This is a genomic window from Bacillus sp. JJ864, assembly GCF_036963045.1.
In the GTDB taxonomy this organism is placed as follows: domain Bacteria; phylum Bacillota; class Bacilli; order Bacillales; family Bacillaceae_G; genus Bacillus_A; species Bacillus_A pseudomycoides_C.
The window spans coordinates 1-20,010 of record NZ_JBALLY010000012.1 but is presented as its reverse complement, the minus strand read 5'-3'; the positions used below and the strand labels follow the sequence as shown (position 1 = coordinate 20,010).

Sequence of the window (20,010 nt, the reverse complement as noted above, 5' to 3'; positions counted from 1 at the left end):
TCACTTGATAAGTTGCGGAAGAACAGCTGTTAGTTCTTGTTTGATTCGTTTTGCGAATGCTGGATGTTGACCTGAGGTAGATATACTTACAATATACTCATTATTTCGAATAACAGCAGGTGTGTGAAAAGATGATTGTGTGCCGTCACTTACGATATTAACCCACTGGAAATCATGCGCTACTTGTTTGACCCTCATATTTACATCGTGATGATTTGTTGCGGCATAAATGAGATGAGCATCTTTTATGTCTTCATCTGTAAATGCTTTTTGTTTCCATGTAATATAGGAGAGTTTCTTCATTTCCTCGCAAATGTCCGGACTCACGACGGTGACAAGGGCTCCTGTATCCTGTAATCCGTACGCTTTTCGGTATGCAATTTTGCCGCCTCCGATAATGACAACACGCTTGCCTTGTAGATTACATATAAGGGGATATAAGTTACACATGTACATATTCCTCCATTCGTTCTAATAATGCGGACTTCATATAGGGATCAAATTGAAGGCAGTTACATGTTGTAACGTTCGTATATGTGTGTGCATGGCGCTCAATTTTCCGAAGTAATAATCCGGTAAAGAGAAGGTACGGCATGACATATACGTGTTGAGCCGCTGCTGCTATACGATCAAGTTCTTCGGTAAAAGAAGGTGCTCCTTTTGTTAAAAAAGAGCAGGAAACTGGTATGCCGATTTTCCGCTCAACTGCTGCTCCGATTTGTTGCAATTCATGTATAGGCTGAGAATCACTACTACCTCGGCCGACGAGTAGAATTTCGCTATCTTGTATAGGTATAGCTTGACGTAATCTTTTGATTACAAGTTCAATCATGAGCGGGTGTGTACTAAATGGTGGTACAACTGAAAATGTAATGTGCGGATAGCGCTTTTTCATTTGATCAATTTCGAAAGGAACGTCACGTTTATAATGAGCCGCTGCAAATAATAAAACAGGGACAAGTAAAACTTCAGTTGCTCCATCTAAAATTGCTTCTGTAATCGCATCTTGGACAGTTGGTATTGTGAGTTCAAGAAAGCCGATTTTTTGAATACTTTCACTTCGCTCTTTTATAACGGACTGGACAAAGTGGATGAATTGTTCGTTGCCTTCTTGTAGTCGACTGCCGTGCCCGATATAAACAATTCCTTTCATTGTGCCGTCACTTCTTTCTCGTTAAAAATCGCTTGTAATTCATAATCGATGTTTTGGAATCCGACTTTATTTGCGTACTGTAAAGTTAGTTCATCTGTATACGAGAATGGTAAATTGACAATATGCATGAAACCAAGGCGTTTAACCTCTGCTATAAATGTATCAATTGCGGCGCGCCCTTCAAATACAATGCTATCCCATGTGAATTCAGAGAGCATACGTGTATGAATTTCATCAAAACGATGATCTATTTTATATTCATGTGTCATTATATAAGAACCAGGGCCGATTTTTTCTTGAATAACAGCAATTCGGTTTATATTTCGTCCTAGATACACAGTTGGCTTTGTAGAAAACCTTGCTTGTTCACTGAAGAGTCCGTATTTCATAAGTGCTTCCTCGGCAGCATGATTCATATGCTGGAGAACTCCTTGTAAGGAACGAATATCTTTCCGATGCTGTGCGCATGATTGTAACAAGATTGCTACGCTTTCGGCTGAACAGAAAACGAGACGCTGGGCATCAAATATTTCACGGAGTTGTTCCTGTGTTAACGTGTAATCTCGTTTTTTGAAAGTTGGAATTTGATAAGTTTCTGCTCCGGCTTCTTGTAATTTTTGCTCTGCTTTACTTGTTTTATTTGATGAAGAGGCGAGCAAAACTTTTTTTCCGTGTAATGGCTTATGTTCTTTCCAAGCGATTTGTTTACGTAATGATACGACATCCCCAACAATTGTCATGGAAGGATTGGAAATGTGTTCCTTTTTGACGCTATCAACAATTGTGGAGAGCGTACCTGTAACAACTCGCTGTCTTCCGGTTGTACCCCATTCGATGACTGCTACTGGTGTATCTTTTTTCTTTCCAGTTTGCAGTAAGTTTTCGCAAATGGTCGGTAAGTTTTTAATACCCATGTAAAAGGCGACAGTATCACTATTTAAGAGTGAGTTGTAGTTGACATGATCCTGAATCGGTCCCTTTGTATGACCAGTTAGTAATGTCACGCTATTACTGTAATCGCGATGAGTGAGAGGGATGCCGGCATACGCGCTTGCGGCGATGCTAGATGTAATACCTGGTACAATCTCATATGGAATGTTTTCTGCTGCTAAAGCAGCTGCTTCTTCACCAACTCGGCCAAAAATGGAGGGATCTCCTCCTTTTAAGCGGACAACAGTCTTACCTTCTTTGGCAAATTGAAGTAAATGCGTGTTAATCATTTCTTGGCGCATCACATGATTTGTTGGCATTTTTCCACAATAGACAAGTTCGCATGTGGACTTTGTATAGCGAAGTAAATTTTGATTCAATAAGCGGTCATATAAAACAATATCTGCCTTTTGTAAGCACTCGATTGCTTTTTTTGTAATAAGCCCTTCATCACCAGGTCCTGCACCAACTAAATATACGTATCCGTTCATCTCTACACCTCATCTGTTTTTACTGGAAAGGAAGCCGAGAAGGGGCTTCCTTGTGTAAGTTACATGTATATATAAATATCGCCATCAATAATTTGTACTTCGTACGTTTGAATACAGCCATCATCAGGTTTTTGTACTTCACCTGTTCGTAATGAAATTTTCCAATCGTGCAGCGGACAAAAGACAAATTCGCCAGAAACAATTCCTTCCGCTAATGGGCCATTTTTATGAGGACATCGATTTTCTACAGCGCGAATGTCGCCGTTTGCTAGGCGAAATAAGGCAATAGACATGTCCTTTATGCGAACTTCCTTACCGATTTGTACAGGAAGATCCGCGGCAGGCATAATTTTTACTTTTTCTTTCGTTAGTAACATATGAATCGCTCCTTATTTTACACTCTCTACTTCATACATCGTTTTTAGTGATTGTGTTTCTAGTGCTTGTCCCCAAGCTTCTTCATAGGTATTTCGTGCTGTTTGGAAGCGTTCGTTTAATATAGCGACCATATTTTCATCTTGCAGCACTTCTTTTATTTGATTTAAGCCTATTCGTTCTACCCAAGGGGCTGTACGCTCGCCGTAAATACCAGTTTCACGGTAGTATTGCACGTAAGCTGTGGCGATGCGAAGTACATCTTCTTCCGAAGGGACAATCATTACAAAATCAGCTTCACGTACTTCTGTACCGCCGTTACCTCCGATATAAAGCTGGAAGCCATTTTCAACACAAACGACGCCGAAGTCTTTCGTTAATGCTTCTGCACAGTTACGCGGACAACCTGTTACACCCATTTTCATTTTATGTGGTGTATCTACCATTTCTAATGACTGCTCAAGCAACATGCCAAGTCCTAATGAATCTTTTGTACCGAAGCGGCAGAAGCGGGATCCGACGCATGATTTTACATTGCGAAGAGACTTCGAATAGGCGTAGCCAGAATTCATATCAAGATCAGCCCACACTTTTGGTAAATCTTCTTTTTTAACACCATATAACCCGATGCGGCTTGCACCTGTTATTTTCACGAGCGGGACGTCGTATTTCTTCGCAACTTCTGCAATTTTCATTAAATCATCTGCTGTTGTAACGCCGCCATACATACGTGGAATCACAGAAAATGTCCCGTCATGCTGAATATTTCCATTCATTCTTTCGTTAACGAAGCGGGATGCTTTATCATCGGCATACTCTTCTGGACAAATCATCCGTAAATAGTAATTTAGTGCAGGGCGGCATTTTGAACAGCCTTCTTCGTGCGAGAAGTTAAGGACGTTTCGTACTTCTTTCGGTGACTTTAACCCTTTCTCGTGAATTGCGGCTACAAATTCATCGCGAGATAAGGTTGTACACCCGCACATGCCTGCAACTTGGACAGAAGCATCAAAGTTATCTCCAAGTGTATGAGATAAAATTTGTTCCACAACTGGGCGACATTTACCACATGATCCTGCAGCTTTTGTACACCCTTTTACTTCTTCAAATGTTGTTAAGTCTTGTTCTAAAATAGTGTGAACAATCGTTCCTTTTGTGACGCCATTACATCCGCAAACCGTTTCATCAGCACTCATACTTGCAACGTCAAGTCCGTTCTCTTCACCAGCTTTATGTAGAAGAGAAGCAGGTGTGTATTCTTGTATATCTTCTTCTTTTTTTAACATGCTGAAGAGGCGTGTGCCGTCAGTTGTATCACCATATAAAACAATACCAACAACTTTATTGTCTCGGATGAGTACTTTTTTATAGGAACGTGTACATTCGTCAAAAATGAAGATTGCTTTTGTTATATCATCCTCATAAATTTGACCAGCAGAGAATAAATCGCATCCTGCAACTTTTAGCTGAGTCCCGACGATGCTGCCGGTATATCCATCAGTTTGTGCATTTGTAATGTGTTTTGCTAATACAGCACCTTGCTCATAGAGCGGTGCAACAAGACCATAAGCGATCCCTTTATGCTCTGCGCATTCACCAACCGCATAGATGGATGCATCATTTGTCTGCATATAGTCATTGATGACAATACCGCGGTTCACAAGTAAATCAGCATCTTTTGCTAACTGTGTATTTGGACGTATACCAACAGCCATGACGATTAAGTCACATTTTACAATATCGCCATCTGCAAATTGAATGCCCTCAACGTGGTTTGTACCGAGAATTTTTACTGTTTTCTTTTCCATAAGGAACTTCATGCCTTGTGATTCTAAATCTTCACGCAGTAGTGAAGATGCCTTAGCATCGAGTTGTTGCTCCATTAAGTGTGATGTTAAATGAACAACGTGCACGTCCATTCCTAAGTCAATAAGTCCTCGTGCGGCTTCTAAACCGAGTAATCCACCACCAATGACAACTGCTTTTTTATATTGTTTAGCGGTATCCATCATGAATTGTGTATCTTCAATTGTACGAAAACCTGTTACACCGGGAAGATTTGCACCTTCCACAGGTAAAATAAAAGCACTGGATCCTGTTGCGATAATGAGTTTGTCGTACATAACAAGACGATTCTTTTCTGTAACAATGACTTGTTCTTCCCGATCAATTTGCAACACTTTTTCATTTGTATACAACGTAATGTCATTTTCTTCGTACCAATTGTATTCGTTCATAATGATATCTTGCATGTTTGTCTTTCCTTGTAGAACGTGGGAAAGCATAATGCGATTGTAATTTGGATGCGGTTCATCACCAAAAATGGTAATGTCATATAAAGTATCGTTTTGTTTTAAAATCTCTTCGATGCAGCGTATTCCGGCCATCCCATTCCCGATCATGACTAAACGTGTTTTCATATTCATTTCCCTTCTTTTATGTGAAATGTTTAACAAACTTTTATACTTGTATTATAAAAGTTTTGGAAAATAAGGAGATGTGATATTTATCACATCTGTGGAGGATTCATAAATTGTTCAAAATTGCACATCATTTGCTACTAGCCCGCCGACCTTTTAAAGGGGCGGCTTCAATTAATGAAAATAAGATTTTGACGATGACTTTTTTGAAAAGATAAGTTGTCATCGCTTGTTCTAAAGTGAAACTCGGGCTCGTATATATATAGTACAAACTTAGATTTTTTAGGGGGAAAGCGTATGCCTAGATCGACTTTCAAATGGATTGTTTGTGCTACATTAAGTACAGTTTTATTAGCAGGATGCGGTTTGTTTAGTAAGGAAAAAGCAACAGAGCAAATTGATCCGCCTAAGAAAGTAACGTATACGGATGGTGAGAAGAAAGAAACTGCAAAACAAGGGCAAACGAAAAACTTAGATTTATATCTTGTAGATAAAAATGGTTATGTTGTGCCGCAAACGGTGCAGTTACCTACTCCAAAAGATAACGCGGTGATTAAGCAATCATTACAATATTTAGTGAAAGACGGACCAGTAACAAACTTATTGCCAAATGGATTTCAAGCTGTGCTCCCAGCGGACACAGAAATGACAGTTGATGTGAAAAAAGACGGAACTGCAGTTGTTAATTTTTCAAAAGAACTGAAAAACTATAAAAAAGAAGAGGAACGACGTATTGTAGAAGCAGTTACTTGGACGTTAACGCAGTTTAAAGAAGTAAAGAATGTGAAGTTCAGCATGAATGGGCAAGATTTAGCGAAAATGCCTGTTGCTGGTACGCCGATTGGTAATGGATTAAGCCGAGCAAATGGTATTAACTTTGATGATGAGCAAGTTGCTGATCTTGCAAATACAAAACCAATTACGCTGTATTTCATAGCGCAAAATAATAAACAAAGTTATTATGTACCAGTAACGCGCCGCATTGCCGAAGGGAAAGAAAACGAAGTAGCGACAATTGTAAAAGAACTTGTGAAAGGGCCGTCGCAGAAATCGGCGTTAACATATGATTTTAATCCAGATGTGAGGTTAATCAATGAACCAAAACTTGAAAAGGGAACAGTGACATTGAACTTTAATGAAAATATTTATGCGAATAAAGATAAAAGTGCGATTTCTAACTATGTACTGCAGTCGCTTGTATTATCTTTAACTGAAAAACAAGGCGTGGAAAATGTTTCCATTCAAGTGAATGGAAAGGCAAATCTTGTTACGGAAAAAGGTGATAAATTAATAAAACCGGTCGTTCGGCCACAAAACGTGAATACAGGTGGTTTTTAAACAGAAATAATTTGATATACTGAATGTAGGAAGAGAAGGGGAATACATCTTATTCCCCTTCTTTTATTTAGATACATAACATAAATTTTGAATGGGCTATACTAACAAGTAGTAGTTACAAGGGGGTTATTTTTATGCGAGTAGATGGTAGACAAGCATCGGAGCTGCGCCGTATACATATTCAAACGAATTATTTAAAACATCCAGAAGGTTCGGTACTAATTGAAGTTGGTGATACGAAGGTGATTTGTACGGCCACGATTGAAGATCGAGTTCCTCCGTTTATGAGAGGAGAAGGAAAAGGATGGGTTACAGCAGAGTATTCCATGATCCCTCGTGCAACGGAACAGCGTACGATTCGTGAATCAAGTAAAGGGAAAGTAACGGGGCGTACAATGGAAATTCAACGTTTAATTGGACGAGCATTGCGTGCTGTTGTTGATTTAGAAGCACTTGGTGAAAAAACAATTTGGATTGACTGTGATGTCATTCAAGCTGACGGCGGAACGCGAACAGCTTCTATTACTGGTGCGTATGTAGCGATGGTATTAGCGTTTGAGAAGCTTGTAGAAGCAGGGAAAGTGTCAAAACTTCCAGTGAAAGATTTCTTGGCGGCAACGTCTGTTGGAATCGTTGATGAGCATGGTGTTGTATTAGATTTAAATTATGCAGAAGATTCTAAGGCGAATGTTGATATGAATGTCATTATGACAGGAAAAGGACACTTTGTTGAAGTGCAAGGTACAGGAGAAGAAGCAACATTTAGCCGCGGTGAATTGAACGAGTTGCTTGATGTAGCAGAACAAGGGATTTTACAGCTTGTTGAAATGCAAAAAGAAGCATTGGGTGATATTGTTACTCATATGGAATAGAGGTGGAAATATGAAACAAGTTGTCGTAGCAACAAAGAACGCTGGGAAAGTACGCGAATTTGCGGAGCTATTTGAAAAGTTTGATTTAGAAGTAAAATCACTTTATGATTTTCCTCATATTGAAGAAGTAGAGGAAACTGGTGAAACGTTTGAAGAAAACGCAATTTTAAAGGCGGAACATCTGTGTAAACAGCTAAATGAAATTGTCATTGCCGATGATTCTGGTTTAATTGTAGATGCGTTGCAGGGGAAACCGGGAGTACATTCTGCTCGTTATGCAGGTGAGGAAAAGGACGACCAAGCTAACATTCAAAAAGTGTTAGACGGATTAAAGAATATTTCAATGGAGAAACGTACGGCACGTTTTTACTGTGCATTAGCTGTTGCATTCCCGCAAGAAGATAAACAACCATTGCTTGTAAATGGAACGTGTGAAGGAAAGATTTTAGAGCAGCAGCGCGGAGAAAATGGTTTTGGGTATGATCCTATTTTTTATGTAGAACAGTACAAAAGTGCAATGGCGGAATTGTCGTCAGATGAGAAAAATAAAATTAGTCATCGCGGACGTGCGCTTCGTAAATTAGAAGAAAAAATTCCAGTTTGGTTTTTAGGGGAAGAATAAAGTGAAACTTCCATCAGTGGGGGGCTTCATCCCCCACTGATGGATAGTTGAAACAATCGGGCTTTTACGGGCAGTTGTCCCCCACCTATCTTCTTCGATTCTCTCTGAATCTTGAGGTTGGGGTCTTATTGCCCACGAATAGCGGGATAATAAGGGAGCGAAACCGATGAAGGCGTTAATTGTGAGCGACAGTCACGGTTCTGTGAAAGAGCTAAAGCAATTAAAAGAACAGTTCGAGGAAAACGTCGATGTGATGATTCATTGCGGTGATTCAGAATTAACAGCGCAGCACGCTGAACTAGAAGGGTTTCATGTAGTGAAAGGAAACTGTGATTATGCCTTGGACTTTCCAAATGATATTATCACAGAAGTACAAAATACACGGTTTCTTATCACGCATGGACATTTATACAATATTAAAATGACGCTCCAAACCCTTTTATATCGCGCGAAAGAAGCAGAGGCAAATGTCGTTTGCTTCGGTCATTCGCATATATTAGGAGCAGAAATCATAGACGATATTTTGTTTATCAATCCAGGAAGCATTCTCTTGCCGCGTTCGCGAAGAGAAAAAACATTTGCCTTACTTGAAATAAAAGAGGATATAATGGACATTTGCTTTCTTACTTTAGAAGGTACAATCGTAGCGCAAAAAACATTTAAAATAGGGTGAAAAATTCCTCACCCTATTTTTAAAAAATGTTGTTGACTTTCATTGTTATCGATAATATAATGAATATTGTCGATGAGGCGCTAGAAAAAAATTCATATTATGCGGGTGTAGTTTAGTGGTAAAACAAGAGCCTTCCAAGCTCTGGTCGAGAGTTCGATTCTCTTCACCCGCTCCATGTCCCAGTAGCTCAGCAGGATAGAGCAACGGCCTTCAAGAATAGGAGCCTTTATAGGGAAACAAGAACCTATAAAGTGGACGACACTATATCGGTGAAGCCTTAACAGTTCAAGCTGATGGTAATACCGAGGAAACTTACGATCTTTTAAGAAGATTGAGGAGTTTTGAATGATCAAGGAAATACCTTGATGGTAAAAACTCTAAAGTATGATGAAAATCATCGTGAGGTTCCGTAGAGACTACACGTGTCGCACCTGAGATGGTGAAGATATAGTCCAGACTACAAACAGTATTTGCTGGTAGCGAAAGCTATGGTGGTAAGCTAAGCCGTCGGTCGGGAGTTCGAATCTCTCCTGGGACGCTACAAAAACCTTTTGCGGTGACGTCAAAGTCCGCAATATATAAGCTCTCTAATTCGTAAGTTGAATCGTACAATGTGCGGTCGCTAACGAGTTAGGGGGCTTATTTTTTTATGTCAAAAAGACGTGATTCTTTAATGGTTAGCGAAGACTTATCGAATGTTTTTAGCGACAGATTGAAAAGTGATCCACGGAAGAAAGAGACCACAGAGGGTCGCTATACATTTAATTTAACAATCGATAAAGCACTCGAAATAGTTGTGCGTCAAATGAAGGCGACTGGCTTACGTGAGCGTACGATAAATGACTACTATTTACACGTTAATCACTTTATGAAGATAACAGATACGCAATACTTAGAAGAATTAAACGTTAATCATATTTACGAGTGGTTATCGTCTATGAACGTTAGTAATCAAACAAAATTAACTCGTTTGAAGTGTCTAAAGGCGTTTCTAGGACGCTGCCACGATAACGGATGGATTGATATTAACTTTTGGCGCAATGTGAAAATAAAAGTCGATACGCCTGTTAAAGAAGGTGCGACGGATAGAGAAATTAATATCTTGTTATCGGTACTCGATTTAACACGATTCTTAGATTTACGAGATGCTACCGCTATCTTGCTTATGTATCAGACGGGAATACGTGTCGGCACATTGGCGCAATTAGAACATAAACACGTCGATTTAGAAGCGAAAGTATTAAGTGTTGACGGCGGTATTATTAAGAATCATGAATCAATATATCTGCCGTTTGACGACGCTCTCGCACGATTGCTAGACGTTCTTATGAAACAAAACGAAATTATTCGAAGAGAATACAACGTAAAAAATGATTATCTCTTTATTACGAAGAGTGGCGGAAGTGTCGTAACTAGTCCGACGAATAACATCATAACAAAACGAATGACTAAACATGCGAAAGAATACGGGCTTAAAAATATTAACCCGCACGCAATACGTAGGGGATTTGCGAAGAATCTTCTAAAGAAAGGTGCGAATGTTGCATTAATATCTAAAGCACTAGGGCATAGTGATATATCCGTTACAACACGTTATCTACATTTAGATAAGAATGAAGTAGCGGAAAGTCTACGGAATTTCTTGTAAATAAAAAGTCCCCAGCGCCAACTGGAGACTCAAAACAATTCATCGATTAAATAAAAAACTAAATAGCGGATAATCCCGTACATTCAGTCTCTTCATTTTATCGAAAAAAATCGAGGAATGCAAGGTTTCTTAAGTATTGCCTTTTTTAGGTGCTGAGTTACAAGGGGGTTCCAAACATGGAATGACCTAACACATGTAAAACTTGAACAGGTTAGCTAAGCCGATGTCAGAAAGTTAAGCGTATGCCCGCCGAAGTGCTTCCTTGTTTGCGCTGGGTGTAGTCTAGGTGCGAACGACCATTAAAGGTTCGGTGGCTGCTTGGTGTCTTATGGGACGGGTAGCAACGGATAGATGTGAGCTCACAGGACAAGCTTTGTGAGTAGAAAGTCCGTTGAGGGAGAAATCCCTGTGTTTAAACAAGGTGATACAATACGGATACTTCAACAACTCATCCTAGCTCAGTATTAAGACATCTACTTTATGTCGCTTCAACTTTTGTTTTTGAGATGTAAGGTAGATATTTTCTGTCCAAGCCGTTTCTTAATCAATCTAAGCCATGCTCAGTGGTGGTGAGATCTTAAGTCAACACCTTAAATACAAAAATGTGGTAAAATTGAATGATTAAATTCAGGGGATTTTACTGCGGAGGTTTTGGGAGCATGGAGGAAAATGAAAAGTTAGAAGAGCGCAAAGAAAGTACAGAACTAATAGAGAAAATTGAAATAAAGGAAACAGAAAAAACTGAAGTGTTAGAAGAAGTTAATCAAGAAAATACTGAGCAAGCACGCACAGAAATACATACAGAACCATTAGAAAATGCATCTATTCCAAATGTGGGGATCCAGTCTTCTTTAGAGGGTGTTTTGCCAAGAATGCAATCTATGATTTCGGCACAAGAAAAATTAAATAAAAGTATAGAAGTGATGGATAGACCTACTACAGCTCAGAATCAGCTGGCAGAAACTATAAAGCAAATTACAGCCGCAGGAGAACAGGTTGTACAGGTGGTTTCTCCTATAGCGCAACAAATGGCAACTCAGCTACAGGTGATTTCTCCTATAGTGCAACAAATAACAACTCAGATGCAGCAGACGATCTCGCCTATAGCGCAACAAATAACAACTCAGATGCAGACACTAAGTAGCGTCTTTAATTCTGTTGGGATAATTGGTCAACGAATGCAAGAAACACTTAATTCTTTCAATTTCCAAGAACGATTGCATGATTTAAGAGAATTGGCTAAAAGAGCTGAGGAAACAACGTTAAGTTTTAAAACCATTGTGATAGAATTAGGGTTTCCTCCTCACGATTTTATGCCGATTTATAGTATGAAGCGTGTTATTCAATTGTATGAGGAAAAAGGTATCGAATACACAAGGAGATTTCTTGAGCGTTATATGTGTATGTTTGCCTATGGTAAAGAAACATTAATTGAGATTTACAACTCTTGGCAACAGGCGGAGTGGCTAGAAAAACGTTTACCTATTATAAATACTGTCATTGAAGGGCATTTTAATGGTTATTATATGTTGACGGTACCGACTATTCTTGCGCAAATTGAGGGGATTTTAGTTGAGGGTATACTCAAGCTTGAGGCAGTGGACCCAGATGTGAAAATTAAATATGAGCATCAGAAGAATTTTCTGGGACAATTCTTATTGGGGAGTAAGAGTTTGTTTTCTTTTGATGAGCAGATTGAAGAGTTCTACCTAAAAACAGTATTAGCTAATTTTGATAGAGGGAAAGAGGTAGGATCTGATTTAAGCCGTCATGCTATCTTACACGGTGAAGATGTAAACTATGGGACAAAGATTAATTCTTTAAAGGGTATCTTAGTTTTTGATTACCTTTTTGATAAATTGAATGAGGCTTATAAAGATATTGAAAAAAGCAAGTTAGAGGTTAAACGGCAAAAAGAAATAGCTCAAAGTAAAAAGAGAGCCCGTAATGCTTCGGGGAAAAAACCAAAAGGGCATCGTAAAACAGGTAACGGCTAAGTAGAATTTACTAGCCGTTTTTTTGTTCTACAATATATTTAAAGTTGTTGTTTGTAACTACTAAGTCCACAAAGAAGAATAGACCCTGAATGTTAATGCGTTTAATTGAAGTTCTATATTACCTTTAAATAAAATGTATCTGGAAGATATGATAAAATAGTTTCAAGAAAATTTATCCAATAAATAACGAGAGTGCTACGGGGGAGAATCATGGAAATTCAGACAGAGCAGAAGAAATCTAAAAAAGCAGAACCAAAGAAAAATAAAAAAGTACCGTTGAAAGCAGATAAGATTAATTTAATAGTATACACAATTGGAGGGGGCATTGTAGGGAGTGCTTTATTTGCAGCAACTACGTATGGAGCGCAAACTGTTACGAATATCTCTACCCTTATAGGCGGGCTAGGGGGGGGAGTGATTTCGGGTCTACTTACTTTGCGTGGGGTAAGGCATACAATAGAGTTACAAAAAGGTAAAGAGCTGGAAGATTCTAAGCCAGAAAAAATCCGTTCTATACATTTAATGATAAGGTTAACTGAAGAGTATCGATCGAGAATTAGTATGCTAAACGGAGTTGTTAATTCAATTTCTGAATACGGGAATACGGAAAGGCTTAATGGAATGTTGGAGTATTTAGATGAAAATGGAATAGGGAATAATTTTGATAAATTTAGGGATAAGATGATTGAAGAATCTTTAAAAGTTAATGGTGATATATATTTCTCTGTTAAAGAAGAATTGGAAAATGTAAGTTTCCATGATGTTTTGCTAAATAGTTATATTCTTACTGGAAAATTTCATCCAAAAGAGGATTTGCAAGAGAATATTATAGAGTGTATCAAAGAGATATTTGCGGTAGTTAACAAAATAGAGAATGTTTTAGAGCAAGAATTGACTAAATATGAGGAGTCTTTATTTTCACATCAATCTGACGTTAATTCAAGGTGAGTGAAGGCGTTTTTGTGTGATTTTAGATATTGCTCTTTATGATCTCGCAGAAAGTAAAAGCGAAATTGCTAGAAGATTAGCGAAGAAGAAAGGAGGGGCGGACGTGCTTCGAATTAAAATAAAGAAGGGTGGCAAGCCTTCGATAATCCTGTTAACGTTGGCTCTATTCGCTCTATGGGTATCGAATGTAGTCGATAATTTATATGTAGATGCAGTAGCGGTATTATTTACGATGTCCGTAATAGCTGCGGAAGTAACCGAAGTATTTCTAAACTGGAAGGAACGCAGGAGGGGCGATAAGTAGCCCTCCTTTTTATACGCAGGTTTAGAAGTGTCGCCACATACCTATCAAGCTAAGATTTTAAAGTATCCCCTAAAACGGAAATTTTTTATAGCACCGAAGTTCATTTTTATAATTTTTGGGGAAGAATGTGTTTCTTAATTTGATACCGCCAAAAAACAAACAGGAATGACTTAATAGTCATTCCTGTTCCTTAAAGAAACCCTCTATGGTACCAGCAACTTCCTTGAATGCTTCACCTTGGACACTAGAAATTAATAATCCTCCGATTATATTTTTCCACTGTGAATTTACACTATCCCAGTTATCATCCCAATTTTCAGTAATATGCTTATAAGCTTTAAAAGGTTTATCACGACTTGGTGAAACATATCCTAAAATATCCTCTATACACTCTTCTAACATTATTCTCTTATGTTTATTTTCATCACCCAAAGCCTCAAGTATAGGATCATTAAATTGAGATGCCTTTGGTGTATTAATATCCCTATCATGAATAACATAAGGATTAATTCCTAAGGCTCTAAGATATTTCACTAGAGAAATAATTATTGCCTTACCTCTAGCTTTTACAATTTCCCAATCATATGAAAATATTTTTCTTAATTCCTCAGGCATTCTTGAAATAGTTTCTTTAATAACAACTTCCTCGGTATCTCCTTCTATAATCAAAACATTTTTTGCAAAAAATACTTTAGCAATACTATCATCAACTTTTAGTAGCATTTTAACATAATTTTTATCATCGTTTACTAATTCTTTAAATGCTTGACCTACATTAAAAGGATTTGCCATTACTTCATCTATAAAGAAATCCGTTTCTTTATACTTTGATTTTACTGTATAAAGAGAATTTAAAACTTGAGACGAATTTTTACTTAAATCAATCATATAAGGAGAGTGAGTAGTCGCCACAATTTGATTATTAAGATCAGATGACAATTCATAAATAGTATCTCTCATTTGTTGAGAAGCTTTAGGATGTAAATAAATCTCTGGTTCTTCAAAAGCAATTAATAAAGGTCTCACATACTCTTTATTTTGACGTTTAAGATTATTTTCCCTCATACTTCTATATCTTAACATTGCAAAAATTGAAGATCTAATAACACCAGCACCTTGATTATCAACACTAGTATTTACATTACTTCCTAACTGAATATCAAATTTAGGAGTTATAACTTCATCAGGATTAGAAAGATTTGCTTGAGCAAGAAAAGTTGTCTCTGGAAATACATCACCAACCACCTTATTCAATCCAGAAAGCATTTGAGCAAATTCACTTTCTTCATCTTTAGGATCTAATTCTTTTGCTAATTCCTCTAAATAATATTGTGCTTTCTCGAAATTTGAAGATGAGTTTCTTACATCTTCAAATAAACTATTCAAGGTTGTTATCAAAGCACCTTTGTTCCCTGAAAGTTCCTCAGTTTTAGCTTGATCAGGTATTAACAAAAATTTAGGTAATTTAGTTAATACATTCCCAGAAATTCCTCCTGGATTTTCAAACCATATCGTTTCACTTTTATTAATATCAAACAACTCTTCAGGAGCAATATCTTCTAAATCTTTTAACACACTACCTGTAATTTTTTGATTTTTAGTTTTTCCAATGAAAAATTTTTCAGCATCTTCTTCACTTAAACCAGCATCTATGTAATCTTGAACTTTACTACAATTTAAAAATTGTGCTTTCAATTCAAGTTTATATTGTTGCATTTCTATTATAGGAGCTTGAGATCCTAATTTATATGTTTTACGATAATGGATTTTTAAGCCTGTTTCATTAGAATCTTCAGGAACATCATACTCAAATAAACGTTGTCTATTAAATCCTTTCCATTCTACGGCTTCAATGGGTACGTTTCTAAATTCAGCAGTAATTACAACTTCATCCGTTAATCTTTGATTTTCTTTATTTTCATTTAAAATACAAAAATAATCATGCTCTGAAATTTTTTTCTTATCTGTCAGTAAATAATCTAAAGCTTTTAAAATTGAACTTTTACCAACATTATTAGATCCTATCAAAAAAGTAGTGTCTGAAAATAAAATTTCTGTTTTAGTATGTCTACGAAAACCTTCAATACAAATAGAATGCAACTTCATATTAATCCTTATCCCCTTTATCGTCAGATAATTACAATAAATAAATTATACAGGAAAAATAAGGATTAAAAAATTAATAATAATTATCTGTTATTAATATAAAACAAAAAAGTAAGATGGAATTTTTGTTTTTGGGGTTAATCTATTTTCTTAGTTTGATGGGCATGTGGTGGCACTCCTATTATGGGTGTATACATTACATACGCCCTCTTTCCGATAATTCAACGGATTAGACTATACGTATAACACGAATTATATGCGTATGATTGTCGTTATATCTGCGCTATTGTTCGGAATACACCGTACACCAATGTAAACTATATCGTACATATTGAATGTAATGTGAATAATATTGGTGTAACAACGTTGGTTACGTTGATGTATATTGGAAATATGTGTACATTCATTTACAAAAAAGCGATGTCACGGAGTAAAATGTCGTCAGATTGACGTGTATGTGGCGCTGTGATTGGCGGTAATGTAATATGTATGCGGGCGCATAGTATCGAAGCGAATGCTATATAACTGCTGCTCGTTCTGCTGGGGAAGGGTCTTGAAATTTCGGGGGGGTGACAAATAAAGAAAAACACCGACCTATTCCGCCGATGCCTCTTGCTGGTCACGCTGCTTTCTAGCAAATCTTTGTAGCGTACTCATGCTAATATCCGTTGCATCCGATAGCTGGCGGAATGAGTAGCCCATTTTCTCCTTCATACGCATAGCTTCGATTAGCTTTTTATCTGAATGCGACTTCGGACGACCTTCCTTGTAATTCGGATTCTGTCTAGCCACTATCTTACCTTCCTGCGTTCTTTCTAAGATTAGGTTACGCTCCATTTCTGCGACTGCTAATAACGTTTGTAAGAAGAATCGCCCCATTGTCGTATCTTCTAGTAGTCCTACGTTGAGAACGTGAACCCTTATGCCTCTCTTGAATAGCGCTTCAATTATCTCGATACCTTCCTTTGTATTACGTGCAAGGCGGTCTAGCTTCGTTACTGTCAGTGTATCCCCTTCGCTTAATACTGCGAGTACCTTCGATAGTTCGGGGCGGTCTGTCGTCGTTCCTGTGAACTTTTCCGAATAAATGACATCGCACCCCTCTGCGTTTAACGTTTGTAATTGTGATTCTAAATCTTGAGTTATCGTAGAGACACGAGCGTATCCGTATTTCATAATAAATCCGTCCTTTCTGCGTCACTACTTTTGACACAAAGTTATGACATAAGATGATGGTGCTATATTACTACACTTTAAAATCTATGTCAAATCTCGAGAGTTATGACATAATGACATCGGACGCACTACCCACTAGCGCATTAATATAGAAATACCCCCGCATATGTTTCCGCATTACCGCACCGATATATCTAGTCGATACTACTGCGACCAATAAGGCATATGTACTTTGACCACACCACAATACCTATACACAATACCCCGACATACCTAGCCGTTATACCATACCATACCATACCATACCATACCATACCATACCACACAGCCACATACAGGCGCTATATACTTCACTACTCTTATACTACTGTGATGTTACTAGAAGCTGATAGACAAAGTGCTAGGTGCGTCACAGGCTGCCACTATACGCCGACATAAGCCAGCACACTACCACTACCAGCGCATGACCTAGTACTATATGTATCTGCATGAGTGTCTTCGATATATTGTTGTCGTTGTTTCTTTGTATGATCTTTTTATTTATTGTGTTAAAAGATTAGCGAGAAGTTGTTTGTTTAGTTTCTTATTCAATTGTTGTTGCAATTAAGTTCGTGAAGTAATTCGTTTGTGAATTATATTTGAATCGTAAAGACTTCGAAGTGAATCAAATTGAGTTGAGTTTATTCGATTGATTCGCATTGAGTTCGTTAAGTGAATCGAATTGAGTTGAATTGTTATTTGTTTTGTTTTTGCGATTAAAAGCGAAGGAAGAAAAGAACGTTCGTTTTAAAACGTCTCTTGTTGCGAATGAGCGAAGTTAAAAAGCAGAGAGGGTCATAACACCACCCAAAGTGAAATTACCCGACCCTCCAAGCGGGGGGCTATAGCGGCTGCAGCTGCTGTATAAAAATAGCGCAATATATTTTTTAAACCGAGGGGTTAAGCAGTCGCCACCACCTTGCGCATTATCTATCGAACCTCTTCGAATCCCACCGAAGAGTATAGCGCCGCTCTCACGTTTACCCAAGCCTTTCATAATATCGTAATTCTCGCATCTGAAAAAATTCGCATATAGATTTTTTAGAATCGAGGTGGTATTGCTACTTACTTCTATTATATAAGCGAAGGGCACGAGCAATTTATTTTTAAATTTATCGCAGTAGGATACCAGCCACAAGCTACTAATGCGCCTATAAAAACGAGAGGGCAATGAGAGAAAAGGTAATTTTAATAGAATCGCTCTTTCTTCGAATGCTAACGCACCTATATATACGAAGGCGTTAAAAATTAATTTAAAGAAATATCGCAGAATCATACCAATTACAGACGGTTGCCGCGCCAATCTGTTTGTAGGGGTTAAATCGACGCAGCAAGAAAGATCAGCGGCGGGGATATTACTTCATAAGGTCTTAGGCTCTTATATTATTGCGTAGTCTTTTAAGTTCTTATGGTATCTATTAATGCGTAATAGAGCAAGGATACGCTCTTTTGTATCCGACGCTCAAATGTATTTAAATCTGTATAACATCTGTATAAGAGTAAATCTGTATTCCGTATAGCACACGCACGGTCTTGACGTTGAGCCAGCTTACCGTCTAAAAAAGCGTGTATGCAACGAGGGGAAATATTACCAATTGAAAACCATAAAGGAGGACTAGGGAAAACATGACAAAAGGGAGAGCAAAGGAAAGAAGAGAGCAACAAAAAGCATTAAGGAGCGAGTTGAAATCTATAAAAAGAGATAGTGAGCCGAATCCATTATACGACAAGGAAGACAAGGAGAACGGCGTTGACTTCGTTAAGATGCCAGCAACTATATTCGAGTACTTATCATTACATGAGTACGGATTCAATGCAGATTCAATCCTAATCTATCAAATAATTATCAACTGGTATAACAGAAACGAAGGCGCTGCGTATCCCTCGCAGTATGCTATGGCACGAGTGTTAAAGAAAAGCGTACCGACCGTAAAGAAGCATATTGCATTGCTGGAAGAAGTCGGTTTAATCGAAATCGAGCGTAGAGGGCTAGGGCGAACGAATCTATATAGACCACTACGACCACTCGAAAGACTTGCTTTATTAGACCGATACCCACGAGCAAGCAAATTCGATATTGAATTCTCGCAGCACATCGAAGAGTACAAGACGAAGGACATGCAGCGGGTTAAAAAAGACGCAGCAACAAGCTAATACTGCAAACAAATCGGAATAAGGAGGCGTAGCGAATGTTTCTAGGATACATAGAGATTCCAAAGAGCCAAACACGGTACTTAGACCTATCAGACGAAGAGAAAGCGGAGCTAATGCGTAAGAAACGGCGGGGCAAACCTACATAACTGGGACTACATCGCTAACGACTTTAAAACTAATTAAAACCAACTAAAACAACTAACCGGAGGTAATGGAAAATGGGAATCAAAGCAGAAGACATCGTAATCGAGGAAAATTTCGGAGATTTAATGCCGAATCAAGCAGCAAAACAAGAAGTAGCAGTAGTAACACACGAAGGGGAACTACTAGACCCTGCAAATATAGCACAGCGTGAGAGATATATCGAGAGAATCGAAGTATTAGAGAAGGTAGGTGGCTTATTACTGCTGCCAAATATGGAAATGGCGACTACAAAGCAAGTTGCAGCATTCTACGAAGTTCCCGTGTCTACTATATCAAACTTAGTCACAGAAAACCGTGACGAGATAAAGCAAGACGGATATGTATCTATGTCTGCTGGAGATATTAAAAATAGTGTCTCTCGGGTAAACAGTGAGACAGTCGTAGAAAACAAAGTCGGTCATTACACGATAACAGACGGAGATACAGTTCACGAACTATCTTACAGTAAAACAAACCTATTCCCTAGACGTACAATTCTAAGAATCGGCATGCTTTTACGAGACAGCATAGTAGCTAAAGAAGTTCGTACCCAGTTGCTCAATATCGAGGGGAATACGAGT

The 20,010-nt window shown here is 38.1% G+C and carries 16 protein-coding genes, 1 tRNA gene and 2 pseudogenes; 11 read left to right on the top strand and 8 right to left on the bottom strand.

The window, feature by feature from the left end; translation table 11 throughout:
• From V7024_RS02285 to nirB, 5 genes are read right to left on the bottom strand one after another with little or no spacing between them, the layout of a single operon-like run.
• Entirely contained in the window at positions 1-450 is a 450-nt protein-coding gene (locus V7024_RS02285; protein ID WP_335515067.1) for a precorrin-2 dehydrogenase, read from the bottom strand.
• Positions 443-1,153, bottom strand: a complete 711-nt coding sequence (locus V7024_RS02280) for a sirohydrochlorin chelatase (protein ID WP_335515065.1) — start codon at positions 1,151-1,153, stop codon at positions 443-445. Before V7024_RS02280 ends, V7024_RS02285 begins: the two co-directional genes overlap by 8 nt.
• Positions 1,150-2,574 carry a uroporphyrin-III C-methyltransferase gene (locus tag V7024_RS02275; protein WP_335515062.1) on the bottom strand — a complete coding sequence of 475 codons (1,425 nt, stop codon included), beginning with the start codon at positions 2,572-2,574 and terminating at the stop codon, positions 1,150-1,152. The genes V7024_RS02280 and V7024_RS02275 overlap by 4 nt, the downstream gene beginning before the upstream one ends.
• Positions 2,575-2,633: 59 nt before the next feature.
• Positions 2,634-2,951 (bottom strand): nitrite reductase small subunit NirD, encoded by a 318-nt coding sequence (gene nirD, locus V7024_RS02270; protein WP_335515058.1) that lies wholly within the window; start codon positions 2,949-2,951, stop codon positions 2,634-2,636.
• 12 nt (positions 2,952-2,963) lie between these two features.
• Entirely contained in the window at positions 2,964-5,369 is a 2,406-nt protein-coding gene (nirB, locus tag V7024_RS02265) for a nitrite reductase large subunit NirB (protein ID WP_335515055.1), read from the bottom strand.
• 297 nt (positions 5,370-5,666) lie between these two features.
• Between nirB and V7024_RS02260 the strand changes: the two genes are divergently transcribed.
• From V7024_RS02260 to V7024_RS02220, 9 genes are all read left to right on the top strand, one after another.
• Positions 5,667-6,707 (top strand): GerMN domain-containing protein, encoded by a 1,041-nt coding sequence (locus tag V7024_RS02260; RefSeq protein ID WP_335515052.1) that lies wholly within the window; start codon positions 5,667-5,669, stop codon positions 6,705-6,707.
• Between the two features lie 134 nt (positions 6,708-6,841).
• Positions 6,842-7,579 carry a ribonuclease PH gene (rph, locus tag V7024_RS02255; RefSeq protein ID WP_335515051.1) on the top strand — a complete coding sequence of 246 codons (738 nt, stop codon included), beginning with the start codon at positions 6,842-6,844 and terminating at the stop codon, positions 7,577-7,579.
• 10 nt (positions 7,580-7,589) lie between these two features.
• Positions 7,590-8,201, top strand: coding sequence for an XTP/dITP diphosphatase (locus tag V7024_RS02250; protein WP_335515048.1), 612 nt, complete (start codon positions 7,590-7,592; stop codon positions 8,199-8,201).
• 166 nt (positions 8,202-8,367) lie between these two features.
• Positions 8,368-8,874 carry a metallophosphoesterase gene (locus tag V7024_RS02245; RefSeq protein WP_335515044.1) on the top strand — a complete coding sequence of 169 codons (507 nt, stop codon included), beginning with the start codon at positions 8,368-8,370 and terminating at the stop codon, positions 8,872-8,874.
• A 101-nt stretch (positions 8,875-8,975) separates the two neighbouring features.
• A tRNA-Gly gene (locus V7024_RS02240) sits at positions 8,976-9,049 on the top strand.
• 474 nt (positions 9,050-9,523) lie between these two features.
• A complete protein-coding gene (locus tag V7024_RS02235; protein ID WP_335515041.1) occupies positions 9,524-10,522 on the top strand; it encodes a tyrosine-type recombinase/integrase in 999 nt (332 codons plus the stop codon).
• 659 nt (positions 10,523-11,181) lie between these two features.
• Complete coding sequence (locus V7024_RS02230) at positions 11,182-12,519, top strand: hypothetical protein (protein ID WP_335515038.1); 1,338 nt, start codon at positions 11,182-11,184, stop codon at positions 12,517-12,519.
• 210 nt (positions 12,520-12,729) lie between these two features.
• Complete coding sequence (locus V7024_RS02225) at positions 12,730-13,467, top strand: hypothetical protein (RefSeq protein ID WP_335515035.1); 738 nt, start codon at positions 12,730-12,732, stop codon at positions 13,465-13,467.
• Between the two features lie 16 nt (positions 13,468-13,483).
• Positions 13,484-13,771 (top strand): hypothetical protein, encoded by a 288-nt coding sequence (locus tag V7024_RS02220; RefSeq protein ID WP_335515033.1) that lies wholly within the window; start codon positions 13,484-13,486, stop codon positions 13,769-13,771.
• A gap of 177 nt (positions 13,772-13,948) precedes the next feature.
• On the opposite strand, the gene V7024_RS02215 is transcribed toward V7024_RS02220, so the two are convergent.
• The 3 genes and pseudogenes from V7024_RS02215 to V7024_RS02205 form a co-directional block, all read right to left on the bottom strand.
• Positions 13,949-14,158: a hypothetical protein gene (locus V7024_RS02215; RefSeq protein ID WP_335515360.1), complete on the bottom strand. Its 210-nt coding sequence runs from the start codon at positions 14,156-14,158 to the stop codon at positions 13,949-13,951.
• 105 nt (positions 14,159-14,263) lie between these two features.
• Positions 14,264-15,877: pseudogene (locus V7024_RS02210) on the bottom strand (AAA family ATPase); the annotation flags it as partial.
• 594 nt (positions 15,878-16,471) lie between these two features.
• Entirely contained in the window at positions 16,472-17,053 is a 582-nt protein-coding gene (locus V7024_RS02205) for a recombinase family protein (protein WP_335515031.1), read from the bottom strand.
• A gap of 1,665 nt (positions 17,054-18,718) precedes the next feature.
• Between V7024_RS02205 and V7024_RS02200 the strand changes: the two genes are divergently transcribed.
• Both V7024_RS02200 and V7024_RS02195 read left to right on the top strand, forming a co-directional pair.
• Positions 18,719-19,246 carry a helix-turn-helix domain-containing protein gene (locus V7024_RS02200; protein ID WP_335515028.1) on the top strand — a complete coding sequence of 176 codons (528 nt, stop codon included), beginning with the start codon at positions 18,719-18,721 and terminating at the stop codon, positions 19,244-19,246.
• Between the two features lie 218 nt (positions 19,247-19,464).
• Positions 19,465-20,010: pseudogene (locus V7024_RS02195) on the top strand (hypothetical protein); the annotation flags it as partial.